The 24,761-nt window shown below is 38.0% G+C and carries 23 protein-coding genes; 4 read left to right on the forward strand and 19 right to left on the reverse strand.

All coding sequences use genetic code 11. The features are described 5' to 3' along the window. Positions 1 to 200: 200 nt before the first annotated feature. Entirely contained in the window at positions 201 to 1,058 is an 858-nt protein-coding gene (locus IGJ49_RS12740; RefSeq protein ID WP_041684305.1) for a methyltransferase domain-containing protein, read from the reverse strand. A 193-nt stretch (positions 1,059 to 1,251) separates the two neighbouring features. On the opposite strand from IGJ49_RS12740, the gene IGJ49_RS12745 reads away from it, so the two are divergent. After that, complete coding sequence (locus tag IGJ49_RS12745) at positions 1,252 to 1,893, forward strand: copper homeostasis protein CutC (RefSeq protein ID WP_023520410.1); 642 nt, start codon at positions 1,252 to 1,254, stop codon at positions 1,891 to 1,893. A 187-nt stretch (positions 1,894 to 2,080) separates the two neighbouring features. On the opposite strand, the gene mgtE is transcribed toward IGJ49_RS12745, so the two are convergent. The 4 genes from mgtE to IGJ49_RS12765 are packed head-to-tail and all read right to left on the reverse strand — an operon-like array spanning position 2,081 to position 5,841. Further along, positions 2,081 to 3,442, reverse strand: a complete 1,362-nt coding sequence (mgtE, locus tag IGJ49_RS12750) for a magnesium transporter (RefSeq protein WP_010734260.1) — start codon at positions 3,440 to 3,442, stop codon at positions 2,081 to 2,083. A 17-nt stretch (positions 3,443 to 3,459) separates the two neighbouring features. Further along, entirely contained in the window at positions 3,460 to 4,359 is a 900-nt protein-coding gene (locus IGJ49_RS12755) for an RluA family pseudouridine synthase (RefSeq protein WP_010734259.1), read from the reverse strand. A gap of 2 nt (positions 4,360 to 4,361) precedes the next feature. Beyond that, on the reverse strand, positions 4,362 to 5,159 hold the full coding sequence (locus IGJ49_RS12760) for an NAD kinase (protein WP_010734258.1): 798 nt from the start codon (positions 5,157 to 5,159) through the stop codon (positions 4,362 to 4,364). Beyond that, entirely contained in the window at positions 5,137 to 5,841 is a 705-nt protein-coding gene (locus tag IGJ49_RS12765; protein ID WP_019722324.1) for a GTP pyrophosphokinase, read from the reverse strand. The genes IGJ49_RS12760 and IGJ49_RS12765 overlap by 23 nt, the downstream gene beginning before the upstream one ends. Positions 5,842 to 5,971: 130 nt before the next feature. Here IGJ49_RS12765 and IGJ49_RS12770 point away from each other — a divergent pair, with 130 nt between their 5' ends. Both IGJ49_RS12770 and IGJ49_RS12775 read left to right on the forward strand, forming a co-directional pair. Then, a complete protein-coding gene (locus IGJ49_RS12770; RefSeq protein ID WP_010734256.1) occupies positions 5,972 to 6,547 on the forward strand; it encodes a CYTH domain-containing protein in 576 nt (191 codons plus the stop codon). 114 nt (positions 6,548 to 6,661) lie between these two features. Next, positions 6,662 to 7,330, forward strand: coding sequence for a DsbA family protein (locus IGJ49_RS12775; RefSeq protein WP_023520411.1), 669 nt, complete (start codon positions 6,662 to 6,664; stop codon positions 7,328 to 7,330). Positions 7,331 to 7,431: 101 nt separating this feature from the next. Here IGJ49_RS12775 and IGJ49_RS12780 read toward each other — a convergent pair whose 3' ends face one another. From IGJ49_RS12780 to spxA, 14 genes are all read right to left on the reverse strand, one after another. Continuing rightward, entirely contained in the window at positions 7,432 to 7,620 is a 189-nt protein-coding gene (locus tag IGJ49_RS12780) for an RICIN domain-containing protein (RefSeq protein WP_023520412.1), read from the reverse strand. Between the two features lie 52 nt (positions 7,621 to 7,672). Continuing rightward, positions 7,673 to 8,032: a hypothetical protein gene (locus tag IGJ49_RS12785; RefSeq protein ID WP_224434923.1), complete on the reverse strand. Its 360-nt coding sequence runs from the start codon at positions 8,030 to 8,032 to the stop codon at positions 7,673 to 7,675. Between the two features lie 127 nt (positions 8,033 to 8,159). Further along, a complete protein-coding gene (locus IGJ49_RS12790) occupies positions 8,160 to 8,699 on the reverse strand; it encodes an RICIN domain-containing protein (protein ID WP_023520414.1) in 540 nt (179 codons plus the stop codon). Between the two features lie 981 nt (positions 8,700 to 9,680). After that, complete coding sequence (locus IGJ49_RS12795; RefSeq protein WP_023520416.1) at positions 9,681 to 10,628, reverse strand: transketolase family protein; 948 nt, start codon at positions 10,626 to 10,628, stop codon at positions 9,681 to 9,683. Between the two features lie 3 nt (positions 10,629 to 10,631). After that, positions 10,632 to 11,489, reverse strand: coding sequence for a transketolase (locus IGJ49_RS12800; protein WP_010734250.1), 858 nt, complete (start codon positions 11,487 to 11,489; stop codon positions 10,632 to 10,634). 12 nt (positions 11,490 to 11,501) lie between these two features. Continuing rightward, positions 11,502 to 12,866, reverse strand: coding sequence for a PTS ascorbate transporter subunit IIC (locus tag IGJ49_RS12805; protein ID WP_010734249.1), 1,365 nt, complete (start codon positions 12,864 to 12,866; stop codon positions 11,502 to 11,504). Positions 12,867 to 12,893: 27 nt separating this feature from the next. Next, positions 12,894 to 13,175, reverse strand: coding sequence for a PTS sugar transporter subunit IIB (locus tag IGJ49_RS12810; RefSeq protein ID WP_010734248.1), 282 nt, complete (start codon positions 13,173 to 13,175; stop codon positions 12,894 to 12,896). Then, a complete protein-coding gene (locus IGJ49_RS12815; protein WP_438723759.1) occupies positions 13,172 to 15,211 on the reverse strand; it encodes a BglG family transcription antiterminator in 2,040 nt (679 codons plus the stop codon). Before IGJ49_RS12815 ends, IGJ49_RS12810 begins: the two co-directional genes overlap by 4 nt. Positions 15,212 to 15,505: 294 nt before the next feature. Further along, the gene (abc-f, locus tag IGJ49_RS12820) at positions 15,506 to 16,978 is read right to left on the reverse strand and encodes a ribosomal protection-like ABC-F family protein (protein ID WP_438723761.1); all 1,473 of its coding nucleotides are present in this window, start codon (positions 16,976 to 16,978) and stop codon (positions 15,506 to 15,508) included. Between the two features lie 356 nt (positions 16,979 to 17,334). Beyond that, positions 17,335 to 18,366, reverse strand: a complete 1,032-nt coding sequence (locus IGJ49_RS12825; RefSeq protein WP_023520418.1) for a zinc-binding dehydrogenase — start codon at positions 18,364 to 18,366, stop codon at positions 17,335 to 17,337. 605 nt (positions 18,367 to 18,971) lie between these two features. Further along, positions 18,972 to 20,783 (reverse strand): oligoendopeptidase F, encoded by a 1,812-nt coding sequence (gene pepF, locus IGJ49_RS12830; protein WP_010734244.1) that lies wholly within the window; start codon positions 20,781 to 20,783, stop codon positions 18,972 to 18,974. A gap of 130 nt (positions 20,784 to 20,913) precedes the next feature. Beyond that, a complete protein-coding gene (locus IGJ49_RS12835) occupies positions 20,914 to 21,927 on the reverse strand; it encodes a competence protein CoiA (protein WP_438723764.1) in 1,014 nt (337 codons plus the stop codon). Positions 21,928 to 22,029: 102 nt separating this feature from the next. Further along, positions 22,030 to 22,680 carry an adaptor protein MecA gene (locus IGJ49_RS12840; RefSeq protein ID WP_375152515.1) on the reverse strand — a complete coding sequence of 217 codons (651 nt, stop codon included), beginning with the start codon at positions 22,678 to 22,680 and terminating at the stop codon, positions 22,030 to 22,032. Positions 22,681 to 22,843: 163 nt separating this feature from the next. Beyond that, positions 22,844 to 23,242 carry a transcriptional regulator SpxA gene (gene spxA, locus IGJ49_RS12845; RefSeq protein ID WP_019723016.1) on the reverse strand — a complete coding sequence of 133 codons (399 nt, stop codon included), beginning with the start codon at positions 23,240 to 23,242 and terminating at the stop codon, positions 22,844 to 22,846. A 752-nt stretch (positions 23,243 to 23,994) separates the two neighbouring features. Here spxA and IGJ49_RS12850 point away from each other — a divergent pair. Further along, a complete protein-coding gene (locus IGJ49_RS12850) occupies positions 23,995 to 24,717 on the forward strand; it encodes an HAD family hydrolase (protein WP_010734240.1) in 723 nt (240 codons plus the stop codon). The last annotated feature ends 44 nt before the right edge of the window (positions 24,718 to 24,761 follow it).

A 24,761-nucleotide genomic window follows, 5' to 3' on the forward strand; every position in this document is an offset into this window, starting at 1 on the left:
TCCATTTTAGACTAAATCTTGATTTTTGCATAAAAAAAAACGTATCAACTCGGTGTCAGTCACTGCGAGTCGTTACGTTAGTGAAGCTCTTTTCACTATCTTTTATCAGAACAGGAACCTGATAAAAACCAATGAAAAAACAACTTGTTGCTACTATATCACCATTAAACGCTTTTTGCAACCTTAACTCTATAATATTCTTATTGGAATCGTTTTCTCTTATTTCCTTTTAACAATTCTACGTCAATTGTAATTTTTCTAAGGGGTTCTTCCATCAGAGCCTCTTTTATTTCTTTTGCTACTTGCCATTCCAGTGGCGACATTGCCAAGAGATCACGGCGATTTTCTTCAGGAATCGTAAATTCATACGTCACACGTTGACGTTCCACTGACGCCATTGATTCCATGAATTTGTCAACAACACGTTCGTTAGAATAATGGTGTTTTTCTGGCTGATCTGGATAAAAAGCTTGGCGTAATTCTTTTAAATAGCCTGATTGTGGAACGACTTTTAATACCATGCCGTCATCTGCAAGTACTCGCTGAAACTCTTGATAGTGAGAAGGCGAGAAAATATTCAATATCGTCGAAAATTGTTGATCCGCAAAAGGCAAATTCGTTAAATCCGCGACACACCAAAATGCTTGCATCGGCTGTTCAGTGGCTGCATAGACACCTTCTTTCGCGATATCAAAGCCAATTGCTTGTTTTAATGGTTGTAATTGATCGATGGCCGCCAAAAAGCTCCCTTCTCCACAACCGACATCTAGAACAGTCGCATCACTTGGTAGATGCTTAGCTAACTGTTCGATCAATGGTTGATACATACCTGATTGGATCATTCGTCTTCTTGGAGCAAACATACCTTGATCATATTCAGTTTTGATTGCGTGAGATAAAAAATACAACGTTCCCTTTTTAGATAAATCAAAACGATGATTCTTTTGGCAAATAAGCCCATTCGTGGTCGATAAAAAGGATGCTTGACATAACGGACAGCGGAACATTTGGGCATTCTCTGATAAAAATAGTCGACTCTGGTCTATTTTCTTTAACATAGTGATTATTCATTCCTTTAAAATACGTAGTGAGATAGTCATATAAAGATAAAAAACTTTCTTTAAAAACATTCGTTATCCGATGTTGCCTATCATGCTATCCCCTTCATCTTACCGTTTGAAGAGCGCTTTAGCAACTGTAAAAACTATGGTATAATTTCAACAAAAGTAGACATAATAAAGGAGCAAGAATATGATCAAAGAATTTTGTGCGGAGAATTATACATCGATCCCGTTAGCCATCGCAAATGGAGCCAATCGGATCGAATTATGTGACAACCTAGCAGTAGGTGGCACTACACCAAGTACTGGTGTCATTGAAGAAGTATTGAGCTACGCTAATGAAAAAAGTGTACCTGTCATGACGATCATCCGACCACGTGGTGGCGATTTTGTTTATAATGATATCGAATTGAAAATCATGCACACTGACTTGATTGAAGCCAAAAAACTAGGAACTGATGGTGTAGTGATCGGTTGCTTGACTCCTTCTGGTTGGTTAGATGAAGAAGCACTGGAAGTCTTGATCGACTCCGCAGAAGGCCTACAGATCACCTTCCACATGGCGTTTGATGCGATTCCTCAAGAACGTCAATACGAAGCCATCGATTGGTTGGTTGAACATGGCGTTCATCGTATCTTGACACATGGCGGTGTTGCCGGTACAAACATCGAAGATAATTTTGCACACTTAAAACAGTTGATCGCTCATGCAGACGGTCGAATCATCATTTTACCTGGTGGTGGTATCACTTCAGAAAATGCACAAGTAGTTGCTGATGCTTTAGGAGTCCACGAAGTCCACGGCACCAAAATCGTTCCTTTATCTGAATAAACAAAAATAAGAGGTCGGGACAGAAGTGTTCAGCCTCGAGAAATAAGGCGCCATCCACGAAAATTGTTCTTCAAATTTTTGTGGATGGCGCCTTATTTCCGAAGAGGTTACTTCTGTTCCCGCCGTTTATTCGGTTTTAGGTGGTACAGAGGACTAATGTCCCAGACACTATTTTAGCTCTATTATCTTACATAAAATACCCCATAAACAACGAAGCGATATTGAAATAGATCAATACACTGGTCAAGTCACTCAAGGTCGTAATAAATGGCCCGCTGGCAACGGCAGGGTCAAAGCCTAAACGATCCATCAACATCGGGATCAAACTTCCCGCAAGATTTGCCACTGTGATCGCAAATAGCATCGCAATACCAATAACAAAGCCTAGAATAAAGTTCTGCTTCCAAAATCCTACGATCAAGAAGATCGTTAGGCCAGTCACAGCGCCGGTCACTAAACCCGTCAATACTTCCGCCACGATCAACCGAACAAAGCCCTGATCTTTTTCATCTGAAATCGCTAGGCGACGTACAGCGACCGCTAACGATTGTGTACCGGCGTTTCCAGCCGTCCCTGTGATCAAAGAAATAAAGACAGCTAAAATACTTGCTTCACTGACCAATTCTTCATAATGACTGATCAAAGAGGCAGTTGACATACCTAAAAATAATAAAGTGATCAACCAAGGTAAGCGGCGAGAAGCTGATTTTACTGGATTCTCATTGATTTCTTCGACGTTGACCCCCGCCAATCCAGAATAGTCACTCGCGGCTTCATCATCGATAACGTCAATGATATCATCGACAGTCACGATCCCTAATAAATGATCATCATAATCCGTGACAGGCAACGCAAGAAAGTCGTAGTCACGGAAAGTTTGTGCCACATCTTCTTGGTCATCGCCTACGTGAACAGATAATACCCGTTCACTCATCAAATCAGAGATCATCGCATCATCATCATTGACGATCAAATCACGCAACGAGATAACCCCAACAAGTTGATTGTCCTGATTGACTACATAAATGTAATAGATCGTTTCTGCCACATCTGCTTCATTTTTCAAGACATACATCGCCGAACGAACGGTTTGGTTCGCAACGATCGAAATAAATTCGGTCGTCATGATCGCCCCAGCCGTTTCATCTTCATAATGCAAGAGGTCTTTGATCTCGCTCGCATCTTCTGCTGCCATCAAGCTAAGATATTTCGCCACTTGTTTCTTATCTAATGTATTCAACAAATCGACCGCGTTATCGGTATACATCTCTGAGAGCATTTCCGCAGCATAACTAGGACGCATTTCTGCTAAATATTCCTTCATATATTCGTTATCTTCTTCAATGACATCGAACATATCCGCCAATTCCTTTGGCGAAAGATAGGTATAAATCTGTTGACGATCTGCTTCCTTAAGGGATTGATAGAATTGCCCCTGTTCGTAGATATGCATCTCCAAGAAGTTATTTCTAAAATCTTGAATATTGTTTTCTCTTAGATCTTGAGCTAACTGGGCAAATCTTTCCTCTAATTCTTGATTTTCGTCCAAACCAATCTCACCTCACCTTAATCTTCAAATCGTTTCACTATTGTTGCCATATCTTTTGCTAAAGGCTGTTTGAATGCTAATAATTTTTCTGTAAACGGATGATAGAACTGTAAGTCATAACAATGCAACGCCTGTCTAGCTATGTCTTGATCCATCCTTCCCCCATACATGTCATCGCCTAAAAGAGGACACCCGATCGCAGAAAAATGCACTCTGATCTGATGCGTGCGCCCCGTATGCAATTGGATATCAACGAGTGCAATCTCTGCTGATCTGTTTTCTAACCAGTATTCCGTTTGCGCACTTTTCCCCGTAGAAGAAACTTTACGTTTTAATAATGATGTCATATCACGAGCAATTGGTAAATCGATCTGCCCATGCGCTTTCAACGTAGCCACATCGCCACTGACCAAGGCTTGATATTTTTTGACGAACTTCTTTTCGCGAAGCTGTACGTCCAATTTTGCATGCGCAAAACCATGCTTTGCAAAAAGCATCAATCCTGAAGTATCTCGATCTAGTCTAGTCACTACGTGGATCACCTGATTTTCATAGCCTTGTTGTTTATAATAAGCTTTCACTCGATTCGCCATCGTACCGGTAGGATGGTATTGTGCCGGTATCGAGGATACTCCAGCTGGTTTATTGACGACTAAGAGGTGTTCATCTTCATAAACGATCTCGATCGGTGTTTCGTCTAAAAGAACCGTTTCATGCTCGCCTTCTGCTGGAATCACAATGGTTACCTTATCATTTTGAGCCAAAGAAAACAAGACGTTCTCAACCTGATCATTGACCATGATCGTGCCGCCTTGAAACTTGATTTTCGCTAGTAGCCCTTTGGAGATCCCTTTTTCTTTTAAAAAATATTTTACTTGTTGCGCTTGCTCTTTTTCATAGATCCATGTAAACTCCATTACTAAACCTCACCAATAAAGGCATCTTTCACACGGTGCCAAAAATGCATATGTCGATAAGAAGCAAAGTGGATTCTTTCTTCTGCAATCCGATAATAAATGGCTCGTATATTATTTTTTGAAACGTCCAATTGATCAATCGTCACCAAATAATCTGCGGTATTCTCTAAACGAATTTCCACCCATTCATCTTGAGCAATGACCATCGGCGCACCTAGCGTACGAAAAACGCGGTTATTCAATGAAGCAATCTCTGCTAATTGAAATGCATTGATACTTGGATGGATCACAGCCCCACCAACACTCTTATTATAAGCAGTCGATCCGGTAGGCGTAGATAATGCCAAACCATCACCACGGAAGCTTTCAAATAGTTCGTTTTTGATATACACATCTGCTACCATCGTTCGGTTAGAACGCTTGATTGTCGACTCGTTCAAAGCAAAAAAATGTTGATCAGGCTTATCATCTAAATAGCTGATTCGAACGTCCAGCAACGGGTAGCTGACACTTTGCTCACGATTAGTTTTCAGGCTATCGACTAGTTCTTCTAATTCATAGTCCCGCCAGTCCGTATAAAAGCCTAGATGCCCTGTATGGACGCCTAAAAAACGCACATCGTTCAAAGCATGGCTAAATTGATGGAACGCTGCTAATAGCGTCCCATCCCCACCAACTGAAATCACTAACTCTGGCTGTTGATCGTCGATTTTGATATTTGCTTGAGCCAAAAGATTTTTCAATCGTTCGGTGACTGCTAATGTTTTGGGCTCCTTGTTATGAACGATCGCTACCTTCATCTTTTGCCTCCTCATGTTTATTCTCTTGATTGATCAATGAGCGATAATAGGCATCTTCAGATTTGCCTCTGCCATGTGAGAATAACCGTTGTGCTTCTTGGATTTCTTCACGAATATTCGACATTTCTTCGTCGAGTTGATACGCGGCTTCCGCTGCACGTTGTAATCGTTCACTCATTTCTTCCGGAAATACACCTTGATATTTATAATTCAACGAATGTTCGATCGTTGCCCAAAAGTTCATCGCTAACGTTCGAATTTGAATTTCTGCTAAAATTTTCTTTTCACCACTGATCAATTGGACTGGATATTCGATCACTAAATGATACGAGCGATACCCACTCGCTTTTTTATTGGTGATATAATCTCGCTCTTGTAATACTTTCATGTCTTTTCGGTTACGGATGATCTCAACCACCTGATGGATATCTTCTACAAATTGACACATGATTCTTAGCCCAGCAATGTCTGACATTTCTTCCTCTAAACGCGCCATTGGGATATGACGCAATTGAGACTTGGTAACGATGCTTTCTACCGGTTTGACCCGCCCCGTCACAAACTCGATTGGGACATGGCGATTTTGTTCTCTAAATTGTTTACGTATTCCTCTTAGTTTTACTTTTAATTCTGATACTGTTTGTTCGTAAGGTGCTAAAAACTCTTCCCAGTCTCGTTCCATAATCTATACCTCTACTTTGTTAACATTCATAGATATTCTAACATATAAACATAGTTTTTTTGCACCTTCTGTCTTTGAAGTTGACCAAAAACAAAAAATTAGGCAAAATAAAAGAAAAGGGGCGAAGCCAATGACTGAAATGTTAGAGATCGAATTTAAAACATTGCTAGCTAAGGAAGATTACACGCGTTTGCTTTCGCACTATCAACTTACAACGGAATCCTTCCATATCCAAACCAATATTTATTATGACACGCCTGATTTCCAATTAAAACAGCGTGGTTGTGGCTTACGTATCCGCTTATTAGATACCTATGCGGAGTACACGTTAAAAACGCCAGCTGCAGAAGGAAAATTGGAAACAACAGACACCTATACGCTCCAAGAAGCCACTAAAATGATCGAGGATCAGACACTGCCACGAACGGGCGCTGTTTTAGAAAAACTTCATGAGCTATCGATCGACTCCAATCAATTGTTCGAAATCGGAGAACTGACGACTAAGCGTGTTGAATTTCCTATTGATGAAGGCTTGTTAGCCATTGACGAAAGTTGGGGGGAACAACTTCACGACTATGAATTAGAATTAGAAGTCACTGATGCTGCCAGTGGAAAAGTAGCATTTGAGCGCTTCCTTCAACGTCAAGGAATTCCTTATCATCCTTCAAAAAATAAAATCCAACGAATGTTTGAGGCCAAAAATTAGAACTCTATCATTTTCATAAGGCTCATGAGTTCATTTTTTCGGGATTTTCTGGTAAGTTATACGTTGTGAATATTATTCATGATTTGCATAGAATCTAATTTGGGGGAGATTCGTATGATCGAAATCTATTTTTTTGTTAATCCATTGGGGAAAAACTGCTTTCATTTAGAGCAACAGCTCGTTCAATTTATTGATGAGGAATATGGAAAGAAGCCGAAAGACAAAGTACAATTTCGTTTTCTACCACTAGTTAACTTGCAGACAATCGGGGATGTCATGCAGACTAACGGGATTTCTCAAACTAATCTTGAAGAGCGCAACAAACTATTTTCCATTACTTATTCAGCCGCATTAGATTGCAAAGCTGCGCATTTTCAAGGAAAGAAAAAAGGAAGACAATTTCTTAGCCGTTTACAAGAAGCAGTCAGTTGTAAAAAAATTCCATATTCTCAACAGCTTTCTGAATCGATTTTTTCAGAAATTGGAGATCTAAACATGTTCAAAGAAGATCGCCAATCTGAATTTGTCAAAGAAGCATTTTTCTCAGACCAAAAAATGGCCCGTGAAATGGGAATAAAGAAACATCCATCTGCTGTTGTTTATAATTATAATCGTGAACAAAATTTTGGAGTATTAGTTGAAGGCATGAACAGTGTTCGCCAAATCATGGCGATCTGTCAAGGAAAAGAAGACAGCTATCAGCTGTTTGAAAGCCATCCATTGCAAGCAACGAATCCACAACTTCATTCCGGAAATAGCCATTTATCTTTGCTTTCAAATTAAATAATAGATGTGTGTATCACACAAAATAAAAAGACACAAAACAAGGTAAACTGTTTTATGTCTTTTTTACTATTTTTTCAAATCAAATATATTGTATATGGTTAAACATTTCCTACAATATGAATACGGAACCTTTGACTTGACGTACCACGACCCTCTCCTTCGGTAGCAACTAATTTCTGACCTTGTGAAGGAGCCCCATTTTCAATATCCAGTACTTTACCTGTTTCAGTATTTTGTAATACAAAAAGTCCATCACCTAAAAGTTCATCTACACCTACTTTATACAATCGCCAATTTGAATTTAGACCTGTCGTTGCAATTCTTGGATTTCCTTTGCTATCAAAAGATTTTTCGGATACAGATAAGGATGGCTGATTTGATAAACCCGTTGAACTGATGAGGATCAGTTGAGAGAGTGTACGTCTCAGTAGCAAAATTATAAAACATATTCCATTTTTGATTCCATGAGTTAGCACTATTATATATAATCACTTGGTCTAAATTGCTTTGATCCCAATCCAATACCATTCCTCTATTCATTTCACTTTGAATCTTTACAACTTTGTTGTTAAAGTAGTTAGCAACATTAGATCCTGGTATATTTTCTTCTATGCCTGCCGAGACTGTTTGATTTCCTCCTACTACTCCTAATGTCGTTACTACAAACGCTCCTACCATTAACTTTGTGAACACTTTCATTTTTTATTCCCCTTTTTTGTTTTTGTCTTTTTTCGTTTTTCTTCGATTTAAATGAAATACAGCTAGCGAAGGATCAAAGGTTACCTACTACTCTAAGAATAAATCGTTGACTAGCAGTTCCAGTACCCTATCCTTCACGTGCGACTAGGCCTTTCGTGTCGTACGGGCTACCATTTTCCAGATCCAATACTTTACCTGATTCAGCATTTTTTAAAACATAAACACCAGCACCCACAGCATCGCCTACTCTGTACAGTTTCCAATTTACTTTTAATCCAGTCGTAGCAATCTTTGGATTTCCTTGACTATCAAAAACTTTGTCAGATACAGCCAATTCTGCTGATCTGATATAGCCGTTGATCTGGTGAGGATCAGTTGAGATAGTATATGTATCAGCACTAGAATCATAAAACATATTCCATTTTTGATTCCATGAGCCAGTATTATTGTACATGATTACTTGGTCAAGATTAGATTGATCCCAATCCAACGCCCTTCCCAAATCCATTGCACTTTCAATTCTCACCACTTGATTTTTAAAGGTGTCCGCAACATTAGAACCTGGTATGTTTTGATCCAAATCTGCCGAGACTGTTTGACTTCCTCCGACTACTCCTAACGTCGTTGCTACAAATGCTCCTAAAAATAATTTTGTGAACACTTTCATTTTTTTGTTCCCCTTTTTGTTTTTTTGTTTGATACAAATCGATTTGTTGAACACAGTATGCCATGTTTTTATTTAGTAAATTTATTTTGAGTGGTAATACAACACTATTTATTTTTTATTTAATAAGTGCGTTAATTATAATAAAAAGCACTTATTTTATAGGCTTTCTTGCTTTTTCACGCACAATTAAAAGTAAATTTACTATGAATTTTTTCATGTTTTTTATTTTTATTATTAAACATAAAAATATATTGTTTTTCAACTGTATAAAAAAGAGAATCATCGGTTACTTGAAACACCTACAATTCTCTAATTATTTCTGTTAAATTATAAATGATACACACTGCCGGACTAATTTCCTTAAACAGCAGACTGATCCTTCTTTCTTTTTTTATTGACAACAACTAGTAAAACCAAGCAGATAAGAAGACTAATGATTCTCAGTGCAGGAGTAAATAATAGGAAGATCATCAAATTAGCAAACCCTTGAACAATGGTAGAATCCGATTGATACAATTTGATCCAAAGGCTCTGCAAACACGCTCACATGGCGATAGACATATGCAGTAAATAAATACATAGCCACACCTACTCCTACTATAAGGATATTTTTTATTGATTTCGACAATTTCTGTTCCTCCATCTAGTGTTTATTGATCGGATTTCTCTTTTTGTTTCCATAATCGATCAATAAAAATTTCTTTGCTCTAACTAGAAATCCATTTTATCTTTAAATAACAAATCATAAAAAATATGTACATGTTTCTTTCTAATTAGAAAAGCTGTAGACATTCATATATCATCTCCTAATTCGTTAATCAACATTCTTCATCTCCTCACATTTATAACATAAGACAACATATTTATCCTATAAAAATCCATTGTACTACTAATAGATCACCCACTCAAAAAAGGAGTAAAAAAGGGTTACCCTCTCATTACTCCTTTTCGCTATCAAATAATCGTAGTCAATACGCTGACTTATTCCATCATCTGCTTTTTGATCCCCGCAACATCCAACCCAAATTCTTGTTGCAAGAAATCTGGTGTGCCAACTTGACCAAAACGTTCATTGACACCGATTCGTTTCAGAGGAACGCCAATCCCTTCTTCTGCAAGAACTTCAGCGACTGAACTACCTAAACCGCCAGTAATCGAGTGATTCTCAATGGTTACGATTTTTTTCTTACCAATTGCTTCACTGAGGATCAACTCTCGATCAATCGGTTTGATGGTAAACATATCGATCACTTCACAGCTGATTCCTTCTTCCATCAATTGTTCGGCTACTTGCAATGTTTCAGAAACGAGTTGCCCTGTTGCAATCAGCAGATAATCCGTCCCTTTACGCAAAACATTTCCTTTGCCTAATACAAATGTTGAACCTTTCTCATAAACAGGCGTGACGCCTTTACGATTTCCTCGTACATAATGGATTCCTGACATTTGATGAAATTCTTTGATGATCCATGCCATTTGTACGTCATCTGCCGCATCACATACTACGGAATGAGGGATGGCTTTCATTAAGGCCACGTCCTCCCAAGTCGTATGAGTTCCCCCATTGTGCCCTGCAGCAAATCCCGGATCTGAACCATAAATATTGATGGTATTCCCGCCGTAGCCACCTGAAATAAACAGTTGATCAAATACCCGGCGTGTCGCAAATGGACCAAAAGTATGGATAAATGGTGTGTACCCCGTCAAACTTAATCCTGCTGCGACGCCAACCATATTGGCTTCGGCAATTCCCATATTGATAAAGCGGTCAGGGTGTTCCTTTCCAATCGCTGTCCAACCACTTGCAGATCCTAGATCAGCATCTAACGCAATGACTTTCTCGTCTTTTTCCATCAATTCATTGATGGTTTCCACGACACAAGTTCGTAATTCTTTTTCGATCGCTGTCGATTTAGTTAAATGGAACATCCCTTATCGCATCCTCTCGATTTTTTCTTCTAATGTTCGGATTGCTTGATCTGCTGCTTGATTGACTTGTTCCGTATTGAATTTTACGGAATGATTCGCGCCTAAAGTTTCAAAATATGGAACCCCTTGTCCCTTCACGCTATCAAGTACAAGACAAACTGCTTGATCAGTCACTTCTTTACATTTGTTGATTGCAGCATCAATCGCTTGTATATCGGAACCTTTTACTTTTAAGGTATAGAAACCGAATGCTTCCATTTTTTTCTGTAAATCGAACGGGTCAAGGATGTCCTTTGTTTCTCCATCTAATTGCTTTTTATTATCATCGATGATCACGATACAATGATTTAATTTAAAATGAGCGATATATTGGAATGCTTCCCAACACTGGCCTTCATTCAACTCTCCATCTCCCACGATCAAGTACACATAGTTGTCTTTGTTAGCCTGCTTAAAACCTGTAGCGATCCCCGCAGCTATTGAAGTCCCTTGACCTAAAGAACCCGTAGTTGCATCAACACCAGGTGTTTTTTGGCGATCCGGATGAGAAGGCAGTCTTGTTCCACCTTCATTGATCGTCAGTAACCATTCTTTGTCAAAATAACCAACATTTGCTAAAGCACTGTATAACCCAGCTCCTGCGTGTCCTTTAGATAAGACCAACCGATCGCGTTCTTCCCATTGTGGATTTTTAGGATCGACCTTCATCTGCTTACCGTATAAGACGGCTAACAACTCAACGATCGAAAATGAACCACCTAAATGCCCTTGCCCCATATGTTTGATACTGATTAATGTATCTAATCGTATTTTAGTGGCTAATAATTCCAGTTCTTTTAGCTGCTCTTCCTTGATGGTCAAAATGATCCCCCCTTACTCTGCGACTGTATCTGATTTTTTACTTTTCTTTAAAAGTGTCAAACCGATCAAAACAGCAAGCACAGCGACCACACCAGAAATAACTGCAATTTGTCCGCCCATATTTGCTAAGTTTCCTAAAAAGATTCCTGAAACACCATAATCTGTATCTGAGAAAGTCGAACCTTGGAACCCGAGATCGCCCATTACTGGCATCAACAAGATCGGCATGAAACTAATGATGATCCCGTGGATAAAGGAACCGATGACCGCGCCACGTACGCCCCCAGTGGCATTTCCATAAACACCGGCTGTCGCGCCACAGAAGAAATGAGGAACTACGCCAGGAATGATCACTGTTGTCCCGGTAAAGACCATAATCACCAAACTAACTAATCCACCAACAAAACTTGTTAAAAAGCCAATCAATACGGCATTTGGTGCATAAGGGAACACGATTGGACAATCCAACGCTGGAATCGAATTCGGTACTAATTTTTCAGAAATTCCTTTAAATGCAGGAACGATTTCAGCTAAAATCAAACGTACACCGGCTAAGATCACAAAAACACCTGCGGCAAATGAACCCGCTTGTTGTAACGCATAAATAATATAATTCGTGCCATCGCTCAATGTGGTAGTAATATAGTCACTTCCGGCAAACAACGCAACGATCACATAGACGATTGCCATCGTAATCGTGATACTTACTGTTGAGTCACGTAAAAAAGCTAACCCTTTAGGAAAATTGATGTCTTCTGTTGATTTTTCTTTATTTCCAACATATTTACCGATCAAGCCACTCAATGCGTAGCCAAAGTTCCCTGTATGACCTAAAGCTACAGAGTCATTTTTTGTGATTTGACGTGTAAACGGTTGTGCGATTGCTGGAAAAATCGTATTACAGATGCCTAGCGCTAACCCACCGAATAAAATCAGACTAAACGTACTCATTCCTGTTACACTTAAAATGACTGCAATCATACATGCCATGTATAACGTTGCATGCCCTGTCAAATAAATGTATTTGTACCGAGTGATTCTCGCAATCAAAATATTGAATGCCATCCCCGCTAACATAATAAGTGCTGTATATGTTCCATAGGTAGTTAGAGCTAACGCTACTATCGCTTCGTTATTAGGAACAACTCCTTGCATATTGAATGCGACTTGAAACATTTCTCCAAATGGCGCCAACGAACTTTCTATGACCCCTGCACCAGCTGTCACAACCAGAAATCCTACAAAGGTCTTGATTCCGCCTTTAACAGTCGTTGCCACATCTTTTTTCTGCAACATATTCCCCAATACAGCAATCAATGCCACTAAGATTGCTGGTGTACTCGCAATATCGATCAATAGATCTAAAATACTATTCATTTATTTTTCCTCCCCCAAAAAAATTTTTTATAGTAATCCTTTTTGTCTACATGTCTCCGCTACTTTTTCTTTCAATTCATCTAGATCGATGATACTCTCTAACACGACGATTTCACCTAAATGTTGTGCGCTATCTGCTAAATCTCTACCGATAAAAAAGACATCTGCTAATTCTGGTGCTGCACTTCCTAGATCGTAATGAGCAACTTCCACTCCACTTACCCCTAGATCATTTAATACTGAATTGATATTCATCTCCACCATAAAACTGGATCCTAATCCTGAACCACATACTGCTGCAAATTTCATTTTTCATCTTCCCCTTCTTTGATTACATGGATGATTTCTTCTACATCTTTCGCTTCGAGTAATGACGCTAAACGTTCTTTATTCGACAAAATTTTCGTCAAGCTAGCTAAAGCTTTCAAGTGCATCTCGTTGTCCACTGCTGCTAAACAGATAAATAATTGGATGGGATGCTTTTCATCGTCGCTCAATAAGACTGGATCAGTTACCTTCAGTAATGACATCCCAATTTCTTTCACTCCATCTTCTGGTCGTGCATGAGGCAAAGCAATTCCTTTTCCGATATGGATAAAGGGCCCATGTTCCATGACCTTTTCGATCATCGCCCCCACATACTTTTCTTCGATTTTATTGGTCGTTAACAAAGGCTGAGCTGCCTCGGTGATGGCTTCTTGCCATGTCAGTTGTTTGTCCGTAAATTGTATGGTTTCTTTTGTTAATAATTCTGATAACATCGGCCGTTGATCTTCCCTTCTGTTCAATTCTTTGTTTATTTTTCTCTCGACGATCTGTCGCAGTTTCCTCTTTGTCATTCCCTCTTTCAAATCAATATATGGAAAAATCACTTCCAAAATTTCTTCGATCGAATGCACACCTCTTTCTGAAACATAAAATGCTTGTTGGACCTTTTTAACTAATTCATTTTTTTCTAAAGGAGTCATGATGGGTTTCACAACATAACTGGTCACCGGTGTTTTTAGTGGGACACTGGAAAACACCATATCAATGTCTTCCGAAAAACGAAGCATCTGATATTCTTCTGTTGATCGTGCTGGCAAAAATTCGATTTGTGGAAATAGCTCTTGTAATTCCGATTCCATGATCAAGCCAGAGCTGATGCCACTCGGGCAGACGATCATCGCCTTTAATCGTTGGTAATGATGTCGCTCCTTTTGTTTTCTGATCTCTCCACCAAATAAAATCGTAAAATAACCAATTTCTGTATCCGGAATCTCGCCAACTAATTGTTTGAGTGGATAAAGCGCTAAACGAGTCAATTCAAATAATTCTCGATATTGGGTTTTGATTTCATCGATCAACACATTATTCAATGTGAATCGATAGCGGATACGAAAATAAGCGGGAACAAGATGATAAAAGAAATTCATCAATAATTTCCGATAGTCAACAAACCGGACAGCGGATAAACGTTCCATCTCATGGATGACCTCTCTTGCACATTCCAATAAAATTTCTACAGAGTGATCCTCGATATCGCCTTGTAAAACAGTTTTTAACAGCACAGTCAAATAGCATTCTTTTTCTACTTGATTTTTGATTTGACCAAAATCTGTTAAAAATTTTTTGCTTGCTTGATAGACATTCAAAGAGGTCAGCATCTCTTTATCTTTTTCAGTTAGAAAAACTGCTTTTTTTGTGATCCGTGACAATAAAAAACTAATAAAATACAACATTTCCTCAAAACGACTAGGAACGATGATTAAATCAAATTCCTCTAAAATACGAAGTAGGCGGTCTCTCACCACAACATAATTCGTTCTAGAAATGCCATAGATCCCTTCAAAAAGTAACCAGTGGCCGTTCTTGGTGTCTGTTAGTACTCCCACAGTTGAATAAGCTACGCGGCGAACATCAAGTTCAGCGCCATCTATGTAGAAGCCTTTTTTTCTCGAATAAATCAGTCGAATGTCTTCCTCTTGGAGTTTCATTCTTAAATTTCTGACATCTTTTAAAACTGTATTCTTACTTACATTGAATAATTCTTGAAAATAATAAACAGATAAGTCATCAACCATCGAAAAAGCAAGAAGATAGATCATGGCTTGTCTTTCCTCTTCAGAAAAATATAGTTCCTGTTTTGACACTTCGAAGAGGACTTCAGACCATCGTCGTCGAATCGCCTCTGGAACCAGTATCTCCTCTCCAGAGATATTTATTTTTTGCCCTAGCTTTTTTTCACAAAAATGATTGATTTTTGTTAATTCTATTTTTAGAGTCTCTTCCTCCAAGTTCGTCAGTCTTATCAATTTTTGTCTGTTCGTTTCCTCAAACAGATAACTCAAGCGGTAATTGATCATTCCCGTCCCCCCATTTCAACTATAATGACTTTTTACTGGAAACGCTATCACACTTCAGCCCAATTTGACTCGTGCTTTTTCCATTTTGATGGACCGAACAGAGTCAACGACGCAGCCGTGTATTAAAATTAAAATAAAAAAAGTAAGTCACCAGAAAAAAATCTTGCAAAAAGAAACAGCGAAATCCCAAAATAGGAAAAACGATTTCCGGATTTCACTGCTTATTCAGTTGCCTATTTTGGCACTCCCTTTAACTCTCACTTAGCAACAATAGCAAGCTCGTTTTACGCTGATTCAATCTCGTCGAATCAGTTTTCGATCCTTTATTTCATAGACTTGATCTGCCACTTGTTGAACAAAATAAGGGTCATGCGAGGTAAACAAAACAGTTCCATGATATTGTTTCAAAAAATACTCTAGCGCATTCATTGTCCGCAGATCAATAAAATTAGTCGGTTCATCTAGAATCAATACGTTGGAAGGCTTAGCAAACAAGGTTGCTAGTGACAGCCGTGTAGCTTCTCCTCCACTTAACGAACAAACTGATTGTTGGATAGCCTCCGGTGAAAAGCTTAAATGGTGTAGCATACTTCGGATCAAACTTTCTGGATATTCGGTCTGACGCATCAAATACTGTAGGACGGTCAGATCCTCAACATAGTGATAATCCCTTTGCTCATAGACAGCAAAAGTAACTTTGGGACTAAGCTTCACTCCATTTTTTTGCTGTAAGATGTGTCGTAATAAACTAGATTTCCCACTGCCATTCGATCCAATAATCGCGATATTTTTCCCTAGTGCGAAGGCAAAGTTAACTTCATCAAGCAGGATTTTTTCATCATAATGGATCGTCACTGATTCACCTACGACTGGGAACTTATTGTGTAAAACAGTTGTTTCTGACTGCGGGAAATAAATCGGATGCTTTTTTTGTACTCTTGCGACTTCCGTTAATTTTTCTAAACGTTTCTCCATTGACTTCGCCGCTTTCATTATCCCTTTTTGACCACTTTCTTTTTGTTTTGTTCCTGACAAACGATCAGGTTTCCGACTGTTTTTATTACTTCTGCTTTTTTGATTGGAAGATTGTGCCATTTTTTTGGCTTGTTGCTCTTTTTTGATCATGCTATTTTCTAATTTTTTACGTTCTCTCAAATAGTCATCATGCGCTCTTTCTTGAGCAATTACTTCTTGTTCTTTTTGCTTTACATAATCATCATAATTCCCTGTATATTCTTTGATCGTATGTCCCGATACTTCCCATATTTTGTCAGCTAATTCATTGAGAAATAAGCGATCATGGCTAACAAAAACTAAGGTTCCATAATAATACCGAAGTTCTTCAATCAACATTTGCACGCTTCGTTGATCTAAATGAGTGGTTGGTTCATCTAACAACAAACCTGTCGTGTACGTAGATAATACTTGTGCCAAACGATATTTCGTTTCTTCACCACCACTAAAGTGAGCCATTTGATTGGGAACTCGGAAACGGCTGAGTAACTCAAAATCGATTTCTTCGACTAGATGCTGACCAACGGTATCGATCTGTGCAAAATATTTAAAATCAATCCTTCGATCTACTCTTCCTTTTTCTGGTAGGATTTCTCCAGCTAATAATTTAAGTAACGTCGATTTCCCGCTACCATTATCTCCGACGATACCGATCCGCGCATTCTCATAAATCGCTTGCTCATTGATTGTTAATACTTCTTTTCCGTTATACGTAATCTCAATCTCTTTTAATAGCATTGCTAATGCTTCCATTGTTTGCACTCCTTTTGTGCAAATGAACATCCTTCTAACGGAAACACAAAAAAGAAGCAGCCTGTGAAAGACTGCTTCTTCAAGAATTTTGTCCATACTAAAAAAGCATAGAAAAAAAGCAAAGTTCCCGTGAATTGTCATTTACAAGTTATTTTTAAACGATTCAATTAATTGTTTAAAAATACTTGATCCAAATAAAACAACCACATGGCACATCGCTCCTTTTCTCTAATTACATTTATTTTATCATGATTGAAACCGTTTGACAAACGGTTTCAAGGTTAATGAAAGATACTATATTGAGTAATTAGATGGTAGCATTGCTTCTTGACCTCTGATCTATTCAAACTCAAGAACTATGTGATGACCAACAGTGATTTGATTGCTTTTCGTTCATCCATTGCCTCATAAGCAGCTTGAACTTGATCTAACTCGAATTGTTGCGTAAAGACTTTACCTGGTTCGATTTTATTTGATAAGACTGCTTCTAATAGTGCAGCTCGGTCGTGAGTCGTCACAGCCGCAATCCCTCCACGTAAACCGATATTACGATAAAACAAAGCGTTCGTATCCAACTCATCTACGTGAGGGACGCCAACACGTCCAACAACCGCACCTGGTCGGCCTACTTTTACAGCCGTTTCAACTGCTTGTTGTGTCCCTACACATTCTAACACTGCATCTGCGCCGGCACCTGTTAATTTCATGACCTCAGCGATTGCTTCTTCTCCACGAGCCGCAATGATATCCGTTGCTCCAAATGTCAAAGCTAGCTGTTGACGGTCTTCATGTCGACTCATCGCAATGATTTTTGATGCGCCTAACAATTTTGCTCCAATGACTCCACATAACCCTACAGCTCCATCTCCGATCACAACAACTGTATCTCCTTCTTTCACCTCAGCACTCACTGCTGCATGATAGCCCGTTGCCATAACATCTGCCAACGTAACAAAAGAATTTAACATATCATCGGAATAATCTTCTGGTTTACCAGGGATTTTTACTAACCCCCAATTCGCATTGCGATAGCGAATATACTCTGCCTGATACCCTGTTGAACCTGAAGTATCTGATAAACAATCACCATCAAACCCAGCTAAACAGGCCTCACATTCCCCACAACCATGGGTAAAAGGCACAATAACAAAATCACCCGGTTCAACGTTTGTAACATCTTCTGCTACTTCTTCTACGATACCAATCGCTTCATGTCCCGCAGCAGATCCTGCTTCTTTTTTAGAGATACCACGATACCACCATAAATCAGAACCACATACACTTGCACGTACCACACGAATGATTGCTTCGTTCTCTTGATTCAATTCTGGCTTAGGCATTTCTTTGATAGCCATTTTCCCTGGCTCTAAAAATACTGTTGCTTTCATAGCTTCCACTCCTTAGATTAATTGCTTCTAGTATATCCCCTTGAGTCAACTCCAAGTCAAATAAAAACAATTATAGCCAGTCTTTTTCCAATAAGCCGGAAGAAAATGAACTCGCTTTTATATACTCGTTATGGTATCATAACTCTGAAAAGAGAGCGTTGTATCAACAACCCTCTCTTCAGATAGCACCGTTTTACTGGTGGCTAGCTTGGTTAGTTACAGAAAATAACCGTTAAACTCGCCAAAGTTTAAGGAGCGGTTATTTTTTGTTGTCTTTGTCGCTGACGATCAAGACCAATGTTGCAAACGACAATGCAAACATCAATGCCTCAAACACAGACATGCTTATTCCTTTCTAGGAGAAAGCCACAGATCAACATAGGCATCACCTCTTTTCTTAAGGTTAGCCACCGCATCAACTTTACTATCCCTGTCAGTATACTATAAACCGAAAATCCAAACCTTAATTTTTAAATTCTCATGTTATTTTTAACAGTAAAAACCGGAAAAGTGTTGAGCGAGAAACTCACACACTTTTCCGGTTTTTGGCAGGATCAGAACGGACCTAGAAAGATCCAATCAATAGATCACTCAACACATGATTTCTATAATTCTTCCACTAATGCTTCTAATTCATTTAATCGTTGTTCAAACACGGCCATTGCATCTTCAATATAAGCTGCTTGGGTCATGTCCACACCAGCTTTCTTCATTACTTCTACTGGATAATCGCTGTTTCCTGCTTTTAGATACGTTAGGTAAGCATCTAATGCGCCTGGTTCTTTCTCCCAGATTTTCTTCGCTAAAGCAGATGCAGCAGAAAATCCTGTTGAGTATTGATAGACATAATAATTATAGTAGAAATGTGGGATACGCGCCCATTCATCTTTGATTTCTGGATCTTTTTCAACAGCTGGACCATAATACTTAGCATTTAATTCGCCATAGCTTTCACTTAGGTACTCACTCGTCAAAGGTGTTCCTTTTGCATCTTCTTGATGCATGAAGTGTTCAAACTCTGCAAATTGTGTTTGACGGAAAATTGTTCCTTTAAAACCATCTAAATAATGATTCAAGACATAGGCACGAACCCGAGGATCTTCTTCGGTCGCTAATAAATGTTCGGTCAAAATATTTTCATTTGTTGTTGACGCGATCTCGGCTAAAAAGATTGAATAATCACCATAGACGAAAGGTTGGTTCGAACGTGTGAAATAGCTGTGGACACTATGTCCCATTTCATGGACCAAGGTGAACAGTTGATCCAACGTATCATGCCAGTTCATCAGAATGTAAGGGTTGGTATCATAACTACCAGAAGAATAAGCGCCACTGCGTTTCCCTTTATTCTCGACTACATCGATCCAACGGTTTGAAAATGCTTCTTTTACGACAGCCAGATATTCTTCTCCCATTGGCGCAAGTGATTCAATGGCTTTTTCTACTGCTTCTTCATACGTAAATTTGATTGGTGCTTCACCTAATACTGGCGTATACAGATCATACATATGCAATGTATCTACGTTTAATAGTCGTTTCCGTAGTTCCATATATCGATGCAATAACGGCAAATGTTTGTTCACAACAGTAACTAAAGTATCATACACACTTTCAGGAATATGGTTATTGCTTAGTGCAGCTTCTCTGGCAGAAGCGTATCGACGTGCTTTGGCTTTGAAGTTGTGCCCTTTGATATGCGTCCCAAGTGTGGAAGCAAAAGTGTTTCTAAATTGTGCATATACGCTGTATAGTCCTTTGAACGCCGCTTCACGTACTTCACGATTGGTACTTTCTAATAATTGACCATATACACCATGCGATAATTGGATCTTTTCACCATTCTCGCCAGTGATTGTTGGGAACTCTAAATCAGCATTATTCAATACTGCAAATGTACCACTTGAAGCACCAAAGATTTCTCCGGCTCCAGCAAGTAATGCTTCCTGATCTGCTGACAAGATGTGTGCGCGGTTATCAACCATTTGTTTGACATAATGACGATAAACTTCTAATTTTGGTTCTTCTTCAAAATATTGCCAAATTTGCTCATCAGAAAGTTGCAATACTTCTGGCTCATACCAAGCAATTGCTTCACTCACTTTTGAAAGTAAACTTCCAGCACGAGCATACAATGCTTGATATGTCGTATTTGTCGTATCTTGGTCATTTTTTAAATGGGAATAGACATAAATAAGCTCAACTTTACGATACATTGTTAAGACAAATTCAAGCGCCTCCAAAAATGCTGTTGCTCCATTACCTAATGTTCCTTTATAATGCTCAGAATTTTTTAATTCTTCAGTCAATTCTTCGTACTTTTTATCAAATTCTTGATCGCTTGAAAAGATTGGTGTTAGGTCCCATGTCAATTTTTCAGGCAAATCTTCTCTATTTGGTAACTTCGTTGTTTCGCTCATCTGTTCCACTCCTTTTGTTCATCTTTGCAACTATGCTTTTCTGAATAAAAAATAATAGTTACTTTTTACTTACTCTTTTGAGTTTATCATAACTCTTTCATGTTTTGTATATGGAATTCTTCTCTGATTATTATTTTTGTACTAAACGTTTACACTCTTCATAAAACAATCGATAAATTTTTTGTTCATCAATCAAAGGAAATAACCACTCATTTTTATATTCCTTGATTTCCTGATACCATTTATCGAAAGAACTTGTTTTCTTATCATTCTCTTTGCATTTCATCTGTGAAAACAGCAACCGATAAAAGAATACTTGTTCAGAAAAAAAGCAAAAGAAATCACTTCCTTCATAGAACCACGATTCAAGATAAAGCACATGCTTCTTTCTTAGATAGCACTGTTCTTGTACTCCTAATACTTTTTTATTTTTTCGAATGATTTGTTTTGCTATCCAGTCTTTTGTTTTCACGGAAGAAGAACTTGGTATTTTTCGCAATGAGCCACTTTCGACTTCTAATACTGTTAATAGCTCTTTCTCAAAAAAGGACCAAGAAGATTGTTCAAACCTGATTTTCCCCGATAAGTCTGTGAAGATCTGACTATATAAGTAAACCTTTTGCGTAGACCAGTCGATTTGCCAAAAGTGGAGCTGTCGTAAATCGTCGTAGTAGCAAAACTTTTTTTCTAATCTTAAGCAATCGTTCCTTTTGAAAAATTTCATTCCTAATAGCCACCAAACAACATACCCATTTGCTTTGTAATTGATCGTCCTTTCGATCATTCGCTCATAAGACAATGGAGAACATTGGATCTCAAACGCATGATGACCAACCAAGATATCCGGACGTTGCATCAGTTGTGATAGATATCCTTCCATTTCTACTCTTGGATAGCTTTTTTTCAACCATCGGAAACATTGTCTTTTTAGATTAAGATGCTCTTCAGATTCCGCCTCACTAAATACTTGGCAGTCCGAAGTATCATGATGGAAAAAATGGGCGATTCTCTTCATTCCTCTTTTTAAAAACACTTGATTCCCACAGTTTGGACAATAGTAGTCGCACTCTTTTGTTGCATCAGTTGCTAAAAAAATAGACCCTTCTTTGTCTTTGGCGAGTAACATCGACTCACTTCCTTTCATTAGATAAATACGCCAACGAAAAAAGGTCTCAACAAATGTTGAGACCCTCGACAAAGCATACCTAGCAATGTCAACTATCGCTGTGTTAGCCTATCCTATGCTTTATTCAAAATAAAATTTTACTCGTTCCAGAGCATTACGTTCCATCAATTGCTGCCCATATTCATTCAATGCTTCAGCTGTTCGTGTACTTTTCTCAGCGAATTCTAAAATACGTGCATATTGATTTTCAACATCGGTTTGATTTAGATTTTCCATCCAAAAGTGAACAACTAAATAATAACGTTCTTCTAATTGGTATAGATCTGTCCAAGCTGATTCTAACTGAACATCATTGGCAAGCTGGATCACTTGCTCAAAGTCATTGAATACAAAGATTGCTCGTTGTTCACTTGCAGTAGTTGATTCTGTTAAGTCGCTTTCCTCTTCATTTGCAAGCATTTGATCTTGAAGAAACTCACTAACATCTGCGCTATTCAACGTCGATTCATTGTTTTGACCGATCTCTTCGTCTGGCATATTCTTACTGATAAACAGCTCTAGGCCATCCCCTTTTGGCAAAACTTGGAAAGTGACAGCTTCGCTACTTTGGAACTCCTCTTCAATATCCACTTCTTCTAAGATACTATAAAAAAAGTTTTCAATTTCTCTGTGGTTACCTAATAAATCTAAAAATGAGACCCCACGTTCTTCTAGGTCATCATGACCAATCATTACACGAATCGTATTCTCATTGATATGTTCCATTTCCATATGCTACACCTCACTTTATCCCAACTATCCATATAGATTAATTGTAGCGAAATAAGAATAAATGTAAAGAAAAAATCATTAAGTCCTAAAAAAACACAATTTATTTTTAATAAAAAAAAACTTAGAAAGACATCACATCCTCCTAAGTTTCATTCTGTGTTTTCTATAAACCAGCCATTAGCTGGGCTTGACGTAATTCTAATTGACGAACATCTCGTGGTAAGAAACGACGAATTTCATCTTCATTAAAGCCGACTTGTAGACGTTTGTTATCGATCATAATTGGTCTACGTAACAAACCAGGATTGTTTTGTACAAGCTCTAAAAGTTCTTGTAATGGTAACTCATCAAGATCCATGTTTAATTTTTGGAAAACTTTTGAACGGGTAGAAATAATTTCTTCTGTTCCGTCTTCCGTCATTTGTAAAATTGCTTTTAATTCAGAGCTATTAAGAGGTTCTGAAAAAATATTTCGCTCTACAAATGGAATCTGATGCTCTTGCAACCACGCACGAGCCTTTCTGCAGGAAGTACAACTTGGGGAAGTATATAGTGTTAACAACGTGCATCACTCCTTTTTGTGATTATAGCCACATTTTTGTAACAGAAGATCCTGAATATCTTCCATCTGTTTCTATTATACCTAATCAACATTTAAATAGCTAGCTTTTTTTTAAATTATTTTTAAAAAAATGAAAGTTATCTAAGACAGATATACAGTTAAACCAAGGTTTCTACTTAATTTTGAGTAAAAAAATTAGAGTTTTCAAATACTTTTACAATACAAAAAACACATAACACAGCACAAAAATCTGTACTAGTCTTTTTGAAAACTTTAAAAATGATAGCGTTTTTTTCACGTGTAATGTTTTTTATTTATTTAATAACAAAAAATTTTTAAAACTCAGAAAATAAAAAAAACTAAAAAAATGTTGATTTTAACGCCACTATAAAATTGAAGTAGCAGATGCGTTCAACGGAAAAGTTAAAACCTACTAGCCAGCTTGCTAGTTAACGTTATTTTATATTTTGCTAATTTTATTTTTTCTGTATTAAAAAAACAAGTTATCTTTTGTTTTATTTATTTTTACTATTATAATCCATTTGACAAAGCGGAAAATAGATTTGTTGATTTCTTTATAATAAAATTAATTATTTTTAGTTAAAAAAACTAAAATACACAAACCTTATTCTGTCAACTAATAAGAAATATAGTAATAAAAACCTTTAAATCTCAACGTTTTTATCACCTTTTCTTTGATACAATAAGCGAGGATTTGTGAAAAGATAGAATATTGAAAGGCGTGTAATAATTTGATTAAATCAGTTGTATTTGATGTTGACGATACAATGTATGATCAGCAGCAACCATTTAAGAATTCAGTTCAAAGCGTGGTACCTCAAGTAGCAGAAGAAGATATGCATGGATTATATATCCGTTTCCGCCATCACAGCGATGAGAATTTCCCAAAAGTCATGGCTGGAGAATGGACACTTGATTATATGCGTGCACACCGCATTAGTCAGTCCTTGATCGATCTAGGTTATTCACCTATCTCTGATGAAAAATGCTTAGTTTTCCAAGAAGTCTACGAAGAGGAACTAGCAAATATCTCTCTTCATCCTGAAGTAAAAAAAACACTTGATTTTCTTAAAGAAAAAAATATTCCATTAGGGATCATCACCAATGGACCAACTGATCATCAAACAAAAAAATTAAATCAACTTCAATTAACAAATTGGATTCCTGCTGATTGTATGCTAGTTTCTCAAGCAACTGGCTTTCAAAAACCAGAAAAGGAAATCTTCCAATTAGCCGAGAAAACTTTCAATATGTCACCTAATGAAACACTATACGTTGGCGATAATTACGAAAACGATGTGTTAGGTGCTAAGAGTGCCAATTGGCAGACGTTATGGTTCAATCACCGCAAACGTTCCATCAACGAGCGTCCAGTGTGTGATGTAGAGATCAACGAGTTCGATCAACTGCTATCCGCTATAAAAACTGCTGTAGGAGAAGCTCAGCTTGTCTGATCAAATAAGCATCTGCGAATAAATAAACAAGAAAAACCAAGGAA

This window comes from Enterococcus sp. AZ171 (genome assembly GCF_051714005.1).
In the GTDB taxonomy this organism is placed as follows: domain Bacteria; phylum Bacillota; class Bacilli; order Lactobacillales; family Enterococcaceae; genus Enterococcus_B; species Enterococcus_B pernyi.